Source organism: Limosilactobacillus urinaemulieris, assembly GCF_014838745.1.
GTDB classification, from domain to species: domain Bacteria; phylum Bacillota; class Bacilli; order Lactobacillales; family Lactobacillaceae; genus Limosilactobacillus; species Limosilactobacillus urinaemulieris.
The window spans coordinates 1-13486 of the sequence record NZ_JABUXR010000026.1; the positions used below are offsets into that span (position 1 = coordinate 1).

Genomic DNA, 13486 nt, shown 5'->3' on the forward strand with positions numbered 1-13486 from the left:
CCTTCTTTACATGATTTTTGTGGTGAATTGATTGTACAACACGAGGACAGCAGTTGTCCTTTTTGTGTACAAAAAAACTGGCATTGATTTTTTATCAATACCAGAAAGTGTATACCCCGAAGATTTCATCTAACTCCGCTTATTATTAGGGACTTATGTCACAGCCCCACTTTCTATATGTTTCAAGTTATTTTTGGAAGGATAACTTGAATTCGACCTCAAGGACCAATAAATGGTGTGTCTTTGATAAGACAAGTATATTTTACTCCAGTTGGCAGCTAGATAAAAGTTTAAAACGAAAGGTGGGTGCCAAGAAAGCATCCACTCATACCATCTTGTGAGCTAGAAAGCACCCACTGCACACGGTATATTCCTTATTACAATTTATATTATATTCTATAAATCAAATATATAGTATGATTTGCATAAATGAAGTTTACTCAATTCTTGATGCTCTCATTTTCTTGCCCGGGTTATTAAATAAGGATAAAATAAAATTATACTATTTATATTATTGGGCTTTTATTATCTGGAGTACAATTATGAAAAAACTTAATTTATTTATCTTTCTAACGTTTTGTTCTTTCGGGTTATTCTTTGTATCAACTCAGCAGCAAAGTAAAGCATCCGCGGTAGATCAGCAGACGCAAACACAACTTTATGATTATCTAAAGTCACATCACATTAATGGGGTGATATTGGTTAATGATAAGGGAAGTCAGCCAGTTACCATAACGAATAACGAAAATGCTAACAAGAACCAGATTGTTAAAACAAACCGATTATTTCCAACCGCTTCGCTTCAAAAGATCATAACGGGAACTGCAATTTACCAACTAAAGCAAGAGAAAAAAATAACTTATGATACGTCACTTCATAAGTATTTCCCACAAATTGATGGTAGTCAGGATATAACAATTCGTGAGTTAATGAACCATACCAGTGGGTTAGTGAATAATGATCGTCCCTTAATGCCACTCAAAGGGCAGAAGCAACAAATTGATTATATGCTTGCCCATTTGAAGAATGATCACGTTCATACCTGGGATTACCAAGATGTCGATTACGAACTGTTAGCCGCAATTATTAGTAAGCAGACTCATTCTACCTATAATGCCTATATCCAAAGAAAATTTGCAAAGCCACTTCATTTACGGCAGATTAAGGATTTCTCTGAAGTCAATAAGAAGAACGTTCCCCAGACAATGGATTCGACTGTTGATTGGCACCGGGTAACCGTTACTACATCTTCTGATTTCGGTGCGGGAAACTTGTTTATATCACCGAATAACTATTGGCAATTCATTTACAATTATGTTTTAAAAAATCCTCAGATGGTAAATGAATTTTATCAAGAATCACAGAAACAAGAAGTTGCCTACTTTGGTGGAGTGTACATTGATAGTGATATCATTCGGGCTAACGGGAGTATTCCAGGCTATAATGCCTGTTTCATTGCTAATTACAAGACCAAGAAGATGATCATGTTATTCTCTAATAATATTGATTATTTAACACTGAAATCGGCATCTGATGACTTGTTACATAATTATATGGGAGAATAATAGTCCTATTTTGATTACCCTAAAATTGTTAGACAACTCTGACAATTTTAGGGTAGTTTAGTTCAGTTTTAACGAATGCTGTTTAAATTTGAAAACTCTTATTCTGTTATTGCTTTTAGTTGAAATAATGTAAAATAGACAAGAAGAATATATCAGCTGAGGGGGAATATTGTTGTGGAGTACGAAGAGCTAATTAATAGGATCCATGATTGGGCACACCACCGAAAGATTGATCGGGCTGATCCACGAGTTGAATTTATGAAGATGACTGAAGAACTCGGGGAACTATCAGCTGCCTATAATAAACAAAATCACGAGCGGTTAGTTGATAGTATTGGTGATCTCCAAATTGCCTTGTTAATTTTTTGCCAGTTAGTTGGTGTTGACCATAAGAAAGCATTAACAGCTGCTTATCGGGAAATTGCGGATCGTCAGGGTGAAACTACTTCTGCTGGTGTCTTCATTAAGCAGAGCGATCTTGAAAGGAAAAATTAGGAGGAAGTTGTTTATGAAGTTAATTTCATGGAACATTGATTCGATTAACGCGGCCTTAACCGGAACATCGACAAGGGCTGAAGAAACGAGAAGCGTTCTCCATAAGATTGCAGATCAGCATCCAGATGTAATTGCAATTCAAGAAACTAAATTATCCAAAAATGGACCAACAAAGAAGCATTTTGCAGTTTTGCAAGAGTTATTTCCTGACTACCAGGTTGTCTGGCGAAGTTCAGTCGAGCCCGCACGGAAGGGGTATGCCGGAACAATGTACCTCTACCTAAAAGAATATGAACCGACAGTTACTTATCCCCAAATTGGGGCACCAGAAACGATGGATGATGAAGGACGAATCATTACCCTTGAATTTCCTAACTTTTTCGTTACTGAGGTTTACACACCAAATTCTGGAAGCGGCTTGAAACGGTTAGCCGATCGTCAGGTTTGGGATGATCGGTATCGTGAATATTTACAGAAACTTGATCAACAAAAGCCAGTGATTGCAAGTGGTGATTTTAATGTTGCCCATGAACCAATTGATCTAGCTCATCCAGAAAACAACCATCATTCCGCAGGGTTTACGGATGAGGAACGGGAACACTTTACTAAATTACTTGCGGCTGGTTTTACCGATAGTTTTCGTCATCTTAATCCAGAAAAAACAGGTGCCTATTCTTGGTGGGCACAACGGGTAATCACTAGTAAGCAAAATAATTCAGGCTGGAGAATTGATTACTGGCTCGTTAGTGACCGGCTTGCCGATCAGATTAAGAGTTCAACAATGATTGATTCTGGTAAACGACGTGATCATACGCCGATTGAATTAGATATCGATCTTTAAAGACATGATTAATAAAAATTTAATATCTTGGTCACAATTTAGTAAATATTGCTAGTTAGAATATTAATCATTGAGAAAGAAGGTGGCCAAGATCAGGATCTTTCGTCTTTTTAAACGATTGGTCGTTTTGACGCTAATTATCGGTGGCAGCTGGCTTTACTTTAACAATTCACGAATTCAAGCGGCATCAACTGCAATGATTTGGAACTTTCGGCAACGAATTGTTAATCTGATTGGTCATGGGGATGATTCGACTACCCAGAACCTTAACCTGAGTGATTCGGATTCTCAAAAGAATCAGCAAACGAGTCAGCAACAAACCGATTCAACAACGATTCCCACTAATGGACGGTGGGCAACAAATACCGCAACGATTTATATTAATACTGGTAATCAAACCCTTGATTCAGCAACCCAATCGGCAATCCAACAATGGAACCAGACCGGAGCATTTACATTTCGTCAAGTTAATAGCCGCCAACAAGCAGAAATCGTTGTGAGTGCAATGGATAACGATAGTACTAATGCGGCCGGTTTGACTAAAACTTCATCGAATTCGGTTAATAACCACTTTGTCCATGCTAATGTTTATTTAAACCAGCGATACCTTCTTGACCCTGACTATGGTTATGATCAACAACGAATAGTTAATACAGCAGAGCATGAACTTGGCCACGCAATTGGTCTTGATCACACAAATCACGTTTCAGTAATGCAACCTGCTGGTTCTTTCTACACTATTCAGCCAGCTGATGTTCAAGCAGTTAAAAAATTATATGCGCCAAAGTAAGGATGATGGTATATGACCTCATTACTTTGATAATGCAGTACATAAATGATGAGCTCCAGTGCTCGGTTAGGCCGAACTCTGGAGCTCATCATTTGTGTTTTCTAAAGGGGTTACGCATCATTCTAATCTAGCTTAACCCTGCGTGCTTTCAGTGCCCACAAGATTGAAACCGTATCGATCACTTCTTGAAACATTGCACCTACAAAGGCAGGAAGAATCCCGGTGCAGGCAACCAACATTAAAATGATGCAGATTGCAATCCCAATTAAGACTGCTTGTTTAGCAATCTTGATTGTGTCTTTAGCAATTTCGACAATTTTGGCAATTCGTGAAAGATCATCGCGAATAATCACAACTGATGCAGACTCACTAGCGGCGGTAGCGCCATGAGCACCCATGGCAATTCCAACATCAGCAGTCACAAATGATGGGGCATCGTTAACACCATCCCCAACCATAAAGACCGGATGTTGATCTAATGGAATTGCTTTCAGTGCGGCAATCTTTCCTTGTGGTAGTAAGTTCGTTTTAACGTCTGTAATACCAACTTGTTTAGCAACTTCCTTTGCAAAAGCTGCTTGATCACCAGTTAGCATCATCAGATTAGTAACGCCCATTTTACGGAGTGCATTCATTGTCTGCCGTGCTTCTGGACGAATATGATCAACGAATGTTACTGCTCCAGCATATTGACCATTGATTCCAATGTAAACCGCAGTCGAAGGGAGAATGGCTTGCTTTCCCTTAGGATCGACGAATGCTAATTTACCGATCTTCATTTGATAACCATCAACTGTAGCCGTGATTCCTTTACCGGTAACTTCTTGAAGATCTTGAACCGGACTAAGGGAAACTGCTTGCTTTTTGGCGTAGTCAACCAGTGACCGGGCAAGAATATGTGAAGATTCGCTTTCAGCACTCGCTACCAGTTGCAGGAGCTGGTCATGAGAAAAATGGCTATCAGAAGCAGGGATGATCTCTCCAACAGCTAATTGCCCATTAGTAATTGTTCCAGTCTTATCAAAAGCCCCGGTTTTGGCGTTGGCCAATTTTTCGAGGACGGTTCCGGTTTTAACCACAATCCCATTTCGGGAGGCCCGACTCATTCCTGAGACCATTGCAATTGGGGCAGCTAAAATTAATGGACAAGGCGAAGCTACTACAAGAACTTCCGCGATTCGTACCGGATTTCCGGACCACCACCAAGCAGCTAGAGCAATCACGATTGCAACGATAGTAAATGGCACTGCGTAACGATCTGCCAATCGGACAAAGTGAGCAGGAGATTCCTCAGCGGTCTTAACCAGCTTAACCAGTTGTTGATACTGGCTATCCTTGGCAAGTTTTGTTACCTTGATTGTGATTGAGTTAGCACCGTTAATTGCTCCTGACATCACTTCATCACCAGGAATTTTACTTACTGGTCGTGATTCACCTGTAAGGGATGATTCATCTAACTCACTTTGACCAGTGACTACTTTTCCGTCTAGCGGAACAATTTCGCCCGGCTTAACGATTACCTCAGCGCCAACCTGAACATCTTTTACTGCGAGATCACTGGTTGACCCATCAGTCACGACATGAGCAATTTGAGGAGTATTATCAAGTAGCGACTTCAGTTCAGTATTCGCTTTCCTGGCTGCATAGTCTTCCAGAGCATCTCCACCCGTTAACATTACCAGGATTACCATGGCGGCCCAATATTCGCCTACAGCTAGGGTGGCAACTACGGCTAAAATTGCAAGGAGGTCAACACCGTAGTCACCGGTACGAATTGACTTGACCATTCCGATAAACATTGAAAGAGCAACTACTGCCCCAACCACCGTTACTAATATTTGTGCAAAAAGCGGATAACCACATGCGTACTGTAAAATAACAGCAACAGCAGCAATGATGATGATTAACCAGAGCTTCTGCTTATTTGATAATTTTTTCACCATTATCCCTCCCGTAATCTTCTTACTTTTATTATACGTTAAATTGGGAAGGGAGCCTGTTCTTTTAACTATTCTTTCTAGCATAGTTAATTTAAAAATTCATTTGACATTTGACACCAATCAGAGTACATTATTAGCAACAATCAATGTCCTTTAATTTAGTCCCGTGAGGCTAGAAAGACGACTTTTTCAAAGTAAGATTAACTAACTTTAAAAAATTTCGTTAACACCAGGCCTCTATTGCGCCTGGTGTTTTTCTTTAGGACAAATTTTTAGATAAAGGAAGTTAATTCAATTATGACTGAATTACCATTAGTTAAGCTCCCCCACTTTGTTACTGTTGAAGATTTATCTTCTGAACAAGTATTATCATTGATTCACCGCGCTGAATTTTACAAAGATGGTGGTGAAACGCCAAAGCTAACTAAACCAGTTTATGTTACCAATGCCTTCTTTGAAAACTCAACTCGGACTCACACGAGTTTTGAAGTTGCGGAAAAACGCCTTGGTTTAACTGATATTTTCTTTGACCCGCAACACAGTTCAGTCAAGAAGGGCGAAACCATGTATGACACAATGTTAGTAATGGATGCCCTCGGTGTTGACCTCGCAGTTATTCGTCACTCAACGAATGCTTATTATGAACCATTGATTCATCCCCAAGCAGGCTCTCGTTTGAACATGGGGATTGTTAACGCTGGTGATGGGTCAGGTCAGCACCCTTCACAAAGTATGCTTGATATGATGACCATTCATGAACATTTTGGTCATTTTGATGGCTTAAAGGTTGGTATTATCGGTGATATTACTAATTCACGGGTTGCAGGAAGTAACATGGAAATCTTGAACCGTCTTGGTGCTTCGGTTTACTTCTCTGGTCCAGATTACTGGTATGACCACGCTTACGATAAGTACGGTAAGTTTATGCCACTTGATGATTTAGTCGGTGAAATGGATGTTCTCATGCTTCTTCGGGTTCAACATGAACGACATGCCGGGGATGCCAACGAAGCAAAGTTCTCTGCTGAATCTTACCACGAAAAGTACGGAATTAATGAAGCGCGTTACAATCGAATGAAAAAGAATGCGATTATCATGCACCCAGGTCCGATCAACCACGATGTTGAATTAGCAGGTAGTCTGGTTGAAGCACCTAACTGCAAGTTCTATGAACAAATGCAAAATGGTGTCTTCATGCGGATGGCAATGTTAGAAGCAGTTCTTCGCGGTCGAAAGTTGGGTGGCTTAGATTAATGAGAATGTTAATTAAGGATGGCCGCTGCTTTGTTGACGGCCGATTATTAGATGCGGATGTCATGATTAAGGATGGCAAAATCCAGGCGCTTGGCAAGAATTTAATTGCTGACGAAAGTGTGGATAGGGTAATTGATGCTAGCGGAAAATTGGTTGCTCCTGGTTTAGTTGATGTTCATGTTCACTTCCGCGATCCAGGTCTTACCTATAAGGAAACGGTAGAAACAGGGAGTAAGGCCGCTGCCCATGGTGGCTTTACGACGGTTGGTGCGATGCCAAATGTTGATCCCGTTCCTGATACTCCTGAAAAGCTTCGTCGAATGATTGATCATAACCGGAAGACTGGTCTTGTTCACGTGGCCCAATATTCAAGTGTCACGATTAACCGTCAGGGGGACCAGCCAGTTGATTTTCAGGCAATGAAGGATGCAGGAGCCTTTGCTTTCAGTAATGATGGTAGCGGAATTCAGACTGCTGGAACCATGTATCGGGCAATGGAGGGGGCTGCTAAGGTTGGTCTGCCATTAGCAGCTCACGTTGAAGATAATTCACTTCTCTTTGGTGGTGTAATGACTGCCGGAAAGCGGGCTAAGGAGTTAGGTTTACCCGGGGCACCGAGTGTTTCCGAATCAGCGCAGGTCGCGCGTGACCTTGTCCTTGCAAAGGCAACCGGAGTTCACTACCATATTTGCCATGTATCAACAAAGGAAAGTGTTGAACTTGTTCGCTTGGCAAAGAAAGAGGGAGTTAATGTTACCTGTGAAGTGACACCGCACCATCTTTTGCTTGCTGACAAAGACATTCCAGCAAATAACTCATACTTTAAGATGAATCCGCCATTACGGCATGAGGAGGATCGTCAAGCCGTTATTAAGGGACTACTTGACGGGACGATTGATATGATTGCGACCGATCATGCTCCTCATTCACGGAAAGAAAAACCGCAAGACGATATGCGGGGGGCAGCTAACGGAATTACCGGCAGTGAAACCGCATTTGAAATGCTTTACACGCATTTTGTTCGTCAGGGAATCTTTAGTTTAACCCAGCTGTTAAATTGGATGAGTACAGTTCCAGCAGAAGAGTTTGGCTTAGACCAGGCAGGGCACCTAGAACCTGGCAAGCCAGCTGATATTGCAATTTTCGATCTAGATACGGAGCGGGAAATTACTGAAGACTCTTACCTTTCCAAGGGTGTTAACAATCCATTCACCGGTCAACGAGTTTATGGAACAACAGATTTAACCCTAGTTAATGGGGAAGTTGCTTATTCACGAAATGGGGAGGAAGGATAATGACTGATGTTCGTCTTGCAGTAAATTTGCCGGGGTTAAAAATGAAGAACCCCGTAATGCCGGCCTCTGGAACATTTGGCTTCGGTGATGTTCCACAAGCACGAAAGTATGATCTTAACCGGCTGGGCGCAATCGTAATCAAAACTACGACTCCCCAAGCGCGAACGGGAAATCCCCAACCACAGATTGCGGTATTGAGTGATGGGGTGTTAAATTCAGTTGGCTTAACTAATCCTGGGGTAAAGGTAGTTGCAGAAGAAAAGATTCCCCATCTTAAGCATCAATACCCTGATCTTCCTTTAGTAGCAAGTATTGGTGGCGCAAGTGTTGAGGATTATGTAATGGTTACTAAACACCTGGCCACAACCGGATTAGTTGATGCATTGGAACTTAATATTTCATGTCCCAACGTTAAACATGGTGGGATGGCCTTTGGAACTGATCCGCAAGTTGCTGAGAAACTAACCAAGGCAGTTAAAACCGCTAGTGGCGATGTTCCAGTTTATGTTAAGCTAACTCCTAATGTTACTGATATTGTGGAGATTGCTCAGGCAGTTGAAGCAGGGGGTGCTGATGGTTTAAGTATGATTAATACTTTATTGGGGATGAAGATTAATCCGAAAACCCGGAAGCCGGTTCTGGGAAATGTCATGGGTGGCCTCTCGGGAACCGCAATTAAACCACTGGCTATTCGGATGATTTACCAGGTTTCCCATGCAGTGAACATTCCAATCATTGGTGAAGGGGGAATTTCCTCTGCAGAAGACGTTATTGAATTCTTTTTAGCTGGTGCTTCAGCTGTTCAGGTCGGTTCTGCGCACTTTCATGATGCTTTAGCAATGCCTCACATTATTGAGCAGTTGCCGCAAGCGATGGCTCGAGTTGGCATTGGCTCACTGGCAGAGCTGAGAATATAAATTACAGTCTGAACTTGCTTGTAAAAAATTCTTCATATAATAATAAAATCATCTTTAGCTATATCAGTTAAAGGTGATTTTATTATTTATTTTTTAACGTTTAATTAGCACCATTAGTGAAATCAACAACCATTCGGCTAACAATTTTACCGTTCTTCATTTCGTCAACGATATTATTGATTTCGGATAATTTCCGCGTGTGGACAATTGGGTTAATGGCTCCTTCAGCAGTCAATTCAAATGCTTCGGCTAAATCTTGCCGGGTACCAACTAATGAGCCAACAATTTCAATCCCATCAAGGACTGTTTTAGCAATTGGAACATCAATCTTTCCCTTTGGCAGTGAAATTGCAACAACCTTTCCGCCAGCACGAACAGAAGCAAGTGCTTGATCATAACAAATCGCTGCAGTAGCAGTAACAACCGCTGCCTGTGCTCCGCCGATCTTGTCTTGAATCTCCTTTGCAGGATCAACTTTTGCAGAATTAATAATCATATCCGCACCAGCATCCTTAACTGCTTGGAGCTTTTCATCACTAATATCAACGGCGATTATGTGGGCCTTAAAAACATTCTTTGCCCATTGAACACCTAGATTGCCTAAGCCACCAGCACCGTAAATTACTAACCATTGACCAGGGCGAATTTGACTAGTCTTGATTGCTTTGTAAGTGGTTACCCCAGCACAGGTAACGGAAGTAGCCTTAATTGGATCCAAGTTTTCTGGGACTTTAACGGCGTAATTAGCTTTTACAATACAGTATTCAGCCATTGCCCCGTCAACAGTGTAACCAGCATTTTCAACGTGACTCGTTACCAGTAATGCAGTATTCACAGTGACCACAGCCAGAGAAGAACCAGGCGACTGATACCCGATCGCCAATTTTAAGGCTAGTTACATTTGGTCCAACTTTAACAACTCGGCCAACTCCCTCATGACCGGTAATTCTACCAGGAACCTTACCAAAATCACCAGCAGCAACGTGTAAATCAGTATGGCATAAACCACAATATTCAATTTTTACTAGGGCCTCACCCGGTTTTAAGTCACGAAGAGTAACATCCTTAACATCAAAGTATCCATCACAATCTTTACGAACAACGGCAGCTTTCATTTTATTAGCCTCCCAACTTTAGTAAAACAGTTAGTTAACAACTATGATCCGAATCACTATGGTTAATGTAGCATAGGCTTATTGCACTTGCGAGCGCTTACAAGTAAAGAAATTCTCATTTTATAAACGTAAAATTTTACTAAAAGAGAAACTAGTGAATTGGTAAGCAATTGATCAATTCCAGTTTTATGATAACCGGTTAACATAAAGAGCAATATTGGTCTTTATGTATATATGCAAAATTATTCTAAGAAAAAATAATTAAAAAAATGATCAGTTGATGCTGATCATTTAGTAAGGTGATTTAAATGTTCATTTAACTCTTGCAATTCTTTGCGTAATTCTCGGTTTTCTCTTTCAATCTGGTCTAATTTATCTTGAATTTGATTATTATCTTCTTGGGAGAAATAATCGGTAATTGTACTGGTAATAACCCCGATTAACCCAATCCCCACGAGCATTAATAGGACACCAGCAATGCGGCCGATCGTGGTGGTGGGCGAAATGTCACCATAACCAACTGTTGAAGCCGTAGTGATTGCCCACCAAAGAGCGGTGGAAAAATGAGTGCACTCAGAGATGCTGTACATCGAAGCAGAGATCAAAAGAACCGCGCAAGTTACATAAAGGTAGTACAGCAGACCATCCTTTTCGATAAACCGGTTTAACCGCCCAGTTAACCCAATAAGACGAACGATTCGTAAGAAAGTGAAGACTCGACTAACCCGATTCCACCGGAAAATCCATGCAAGGCCATTAACGGGGATGATTGAAAGTAGGTCAAAAATATTATGTTTGAAGAACTTCTTCTTATCCTTTGCAAGGTAAAACCGGGTAAAGTAATCAATTGTAAAAATAACCAGGATCCCGTTATTAACTGCCTTAAAAGGTTCATTATTGATATTAAGCTCATGGGCAAAGTCAAATGCAATTAATAGAACCGAAACAACCGCTAATAGGGCCATGGTAAGAAGATATAAAATGTATACTTGACGTTTCAATTTGGCTTAACTTCCTTATTCTTACATTGAGCGGTTCAAGAGTTGGATGGTTACTTTTTTAAGAAGTTTCTGAGTAGGGCTTGTTGGTAATTCATCAATTAATTGTAATGATTTATTAGTAAACTTACCAGCCAATTCATGGGCTTGCTTAACACCGCCATACTGGTTAACTAATTGTTGAACTTTTTGAGTATCTTCGACTGTCATTTCCTGTTTCTTGGCGAGATACGGGTTAAGTTCTTCATGGTGCTCTTTTAAGGCCAGGAGAAGCGGCAGGGAATAAACACCAGTAGCGAGGTCTTCAAGAATTGGCTTATTCAATTTTTTGTTGGTAGTATAGTCCAACATATCATCCAGAATTTGGAAAGTAATCCCGATATTTTGCCCGATATGTTTGGCAAGGTGAACGGTTTTAGCATCGGCACCACCGAAATATGCTCCTTCTTGAGCGGCCAGGCTAAAAAGAGTAGCTGTTTTACCGTTAATGTTCCGATAATATTCAAGAAGTGATTGCTGACGATAGCGTTGATTCATTTGACCTAGCTCCCCAGCGAGAATTTTACGCATTGCTAGAGCATTTGTTGCTAGGTACGGTGAACTCTCCATGGTTTCAACCAATAAATCGAAAAAAACGGTAAATAGTAAATCGCCACTATATACTGCTGTGTCTTTGCCAAAAGCTTTTTGAATGCTTGGCGCTCCTCGTCGTTCAGGGGAGTCATCAATCACATCGTCATGAATCAGAGTTGCCATGTGGAGAATTTCTAATGAGGAAGCAATTTTGATTAGCTTAGAACTGTTCCAACTATCCTTGCCGCCTAATCGGGCAAAGGTTAGGCAGAAAGCAGGGCGGAGATACTTACCGCCCTTTGAAGCCATTTGTTTCAGTGCTACTTGTAAATCACTATTATTAACGGTTATCCGCTGATTAATCAGGTGATTGACTTCCTGAAGTGCGTTATTAAGCTGTGGGTCACTACGGAAATAATGTTTGTCCATTGAATGATAATTCCTTTGTATTGGTGTACTATCATATTGTAACAATATTTTTAAATGAATGGGAAGTATGAATGTGTCATTAGATGTCTTTTTAGAGTTAGTTGAGATTAAAGCCAAAACTGCTAGTATCCTCCCGATGCTTCTCGGGGTCTGCATGAGTGTTTATTATTACCACTCGTTTAACCTCATTAACTCAATTCTCTTTTTTATTGCGATGCTCCTCTTTAATATGGCCGTTGATATGATGGATAATTATAATGATTATAATCATGCGGTTGATACTGAGGATTACAAGAAAAATACCAATATTATTGGTCGGGAAAAGATTTCTCCCAAACTTGTCTTAGCCTTGATTCTTCTTTTTAGCATTGTTGCTGCTGGAATGGGGCTTTACCTTGTTACCCGGGTTGGATTGCCACTGCTTTGGATGGGAATCTTTTGTTTTGCTGTAGGAATTTTGTATTCGTCAGGACCATTTCCGATGAACGGGTTACCGGTTGGTGAATTCTTTTCCGGCTTTACGATGGGCTTTATGATTATGCTGATTTCGGTTTATATTAATAAAACTGGTAACTTTGATTGGAGCTGGACTAATTTAATCAAGATTTGGTTAGTGGCCTTACCATGTGAATTGTGGATTTCAAACCTGATGCTTGCTAATAATATTTGTGATGCTCAAGAAGATGAAGATAATTACCGTCACACCATTATCCATTTTATTGGTGTTCAGCAGGGGCTAAATAGTTTTACTACTAAAAATGTGATTGCCTTTTTAGCAATTATTACCGCTGTTATGGCACGTCTAGCCCCTTGGACGATGCTGCTTACCTTATTGATTATTCCGTTTGTTATCAAACAAACCAAGCTTCTGTATCATGAACAAGTCAAAAAGCGCACCTTTCCTTGTGCCGTTAAAATTCTCCTCGTCGGCTCCCTCGCCCAAGTAATAACATATGGGGTGGGAGTATTGTAGAGTGCGAGCCCGTTAAAACCTTCCGGTGGCTAACGATTTCTCCGACGAACGGCGTCTTGCCGTCGGAGTCGGAGGTCGTTAGCTCGAGGAAGGTTAGGGCAAGCAGATCTTGACTATGTTGCCTAGAACCGTTAGACGGAGGTGGCGGTCGTGACGAGCACATTTCTACTCAGCTGCATTAGAAGGGGCTGTGACATAAGTCCTTTAAATTAAGAGAACCGTTCGGAATTTCATTTGAAATTCTGAGCGGTTCTTCCTTTTCTTAAAATTAATACTAAATATGGACAGCCTCCCGGCGATC

11 protein-coding genes and 1 pseudogene are annotated in these 13486 nt (G+C 40.8%); 8 read left to right on the top strand and 4 right to left on the bottom strand.

What is annotated here, in order from left to right:
* The first annotated feature begins 542 nt into the window (after positions 1 to 542).
* The 4 genes from HUK45_RS08845 to HUK45_RS08860 all read left to right on the top strand — a co-directional run bounded on the left by HUK45_RS08845 (position 543) and on the right by HUK45_RS08860 (position 3691).
* Complete coding sequence (locus HUK45_RS08845; protein ID WP_191912006.1) at positions 543 to 1565, top strand: serine hydrolase domain-containing protein; 1023 nt, start codon at positions 543 to 545, stop codon at positions 1563 to 1565.
* A gap of 174 nt (positions 1566 to 1739) precedes the next feature.
* Complete coding sequence (locus tag HUK45_RS08850; RefSeq protein ID WP_191912007.1) at positions 1740 to 2060, top strand: MazG-like family protein; 321 nt, start codon at positions 1740 to 1742, stop codon at positions 2058 to 2060.
* A 13-nt stretch (positions 2061 to 2073) separates the two neighbouring features.
* A complete protein-coding gene (locus tag HUK45_RS08855; protein ID WP_191912008.1) occupies positions 2074 to 2901 on the top strand; it encodes an exodeoxyribonuclease III in 828 nt (275 codons plus the stop codon).
* Positions 2902 to 2983: 82 nt separating this feature from the next.
* The gene (locus HUK45_RS08860; RefSeq protein ID WP_191912009.1) at positions 2984 to 3691 is read left to right on the top strand and encodes a matrixin family metalloprotease; all 708 of its coding nucleotides are present in this window, start codon (positions 2984 to 2986) and stop codon (positions 3689 to 3691) included.
* A 122-nt stretch (positions 3692 to 3813) separates the two neighbouring features.
* Here the strand turns inward: HUK45_RS08860 and HUK45_RS08865 are convergent, their stop codons facing one another.
* Entirely contained in the window at positions 3814 to 5631 is a 1818-nt protein-coding gene (locus tag HUK45_RS08865; protein WP_191912014.1) for a heavy metal translocating P-type ATPase, read from the bottom strand.
* 297 nt (positions 5632 to 5928) lie between these two features.
* On the opposite strand from HUK45_RS08865, the gene HUK45_RS08870 reads away from it, so the two are divergent.
* Genes HUK45_RS08870 through HUK45_RS08880 form a run of 3 tightly spaced genes read left to right on the top strand, consistent with a single transcriptional unit; the run spans position 5929 to position 9097 of the window.
* Positions 5929 to 6885: an aspartate carbamoyltransferase catalytic subunit gene (locus tag HUK45_RS08870; RefSeq protein WP_191912010.1), complete on the top strand. Its 957-nt coding sequence runs from the start codon at positions 5929 to 5931 to the stop codon at positions 6883 to 6885.
* The gene (locus HUK45_RS08875; RefSeq protein ID WP_191912011.1) at positions 6885 to 8180 is read left to right on the top strand and encodes a dihydroorotase; all 1296 of its coding nucleotides are present in this window, start codon (positions 6885 to 6887) and stop codon (positions 8178 to 8180) included. The genes HUK45_RS08870 and HUK45_RS08875 overlap by 1 nt, the downstream gene beginning before the upstream one ends.
* The gene (locus tag HUK45_RS08880) at positions 8180 to 9097 is read left to right on the top strand and encodes a dihydroorotate dehydrogenase (RefSeq protein WP_191912012.1); all 918 of its coding nucleotides are present in this window, start codon (positions 8180 to 8182) and stop codon (positions 9095 to 9097) included. Before HUK45_RS08875 ends, HUK45_RS08880 begins: the two co-directional genes overlap by 1 nt.
* Before the next feature lie 100 nt (positions 9098 to 9197).
* Here HUK45_RS08880 and adhP read toward each other — a convergent pair.
* The 3 genes and pseudogenes from adhP to HUK45_RS08895 form a co-directional block, all read right to left on the bottom strand.
* Positions 9198 to 10212: pseudogene (adhP, locus tag HUK45_RS08885) on the bottom strand (alcohol dehydrogenase AdhP).
* A 287-nt stretch (positions 10213 to 10499) separates the two neighbouring features.
* Entirely contained in the window at positions 10500 to 11213 is a 714-nt protein-coding gene (locus HUK45_RS08890; protein WP_413230830.1) for an ion transporter, read from the bottom strand.
* A gap of 21 nt (positions 11214 to 11234) precedes the next feature.
* Positions 11235 to 12212, bottom strand: a complete 978-nt coding sequence (locus HUK45_RS08895; protein WP_191912013.1) for a polyprenyl synthetase family protein — start codon at positions 12210 to 12212, stop codon at positions 11235 to 11237.
* A 73-nt stretch (positions 12213 to 12285) separates the two neighbouring features.
* Here HUK45_RS08895 and HUK45_RS08900 point away from each other — a divergent pair, with 73 nt between their 5' ends.
* The gene (locus tag HUK45_RS08900) at positions 12286 to 13185 is read left to right on the top strand and encodes a prenyltransferase (RefSeq protein WP_191912016.1); all 900 of its coding nucleotides are present in this window, start codon (positions 12286 to 12288) and stop codon (positions 13183 to 13185) included.
* Positions 13186 to 13486: the final 301 nt, after the last annotated feature.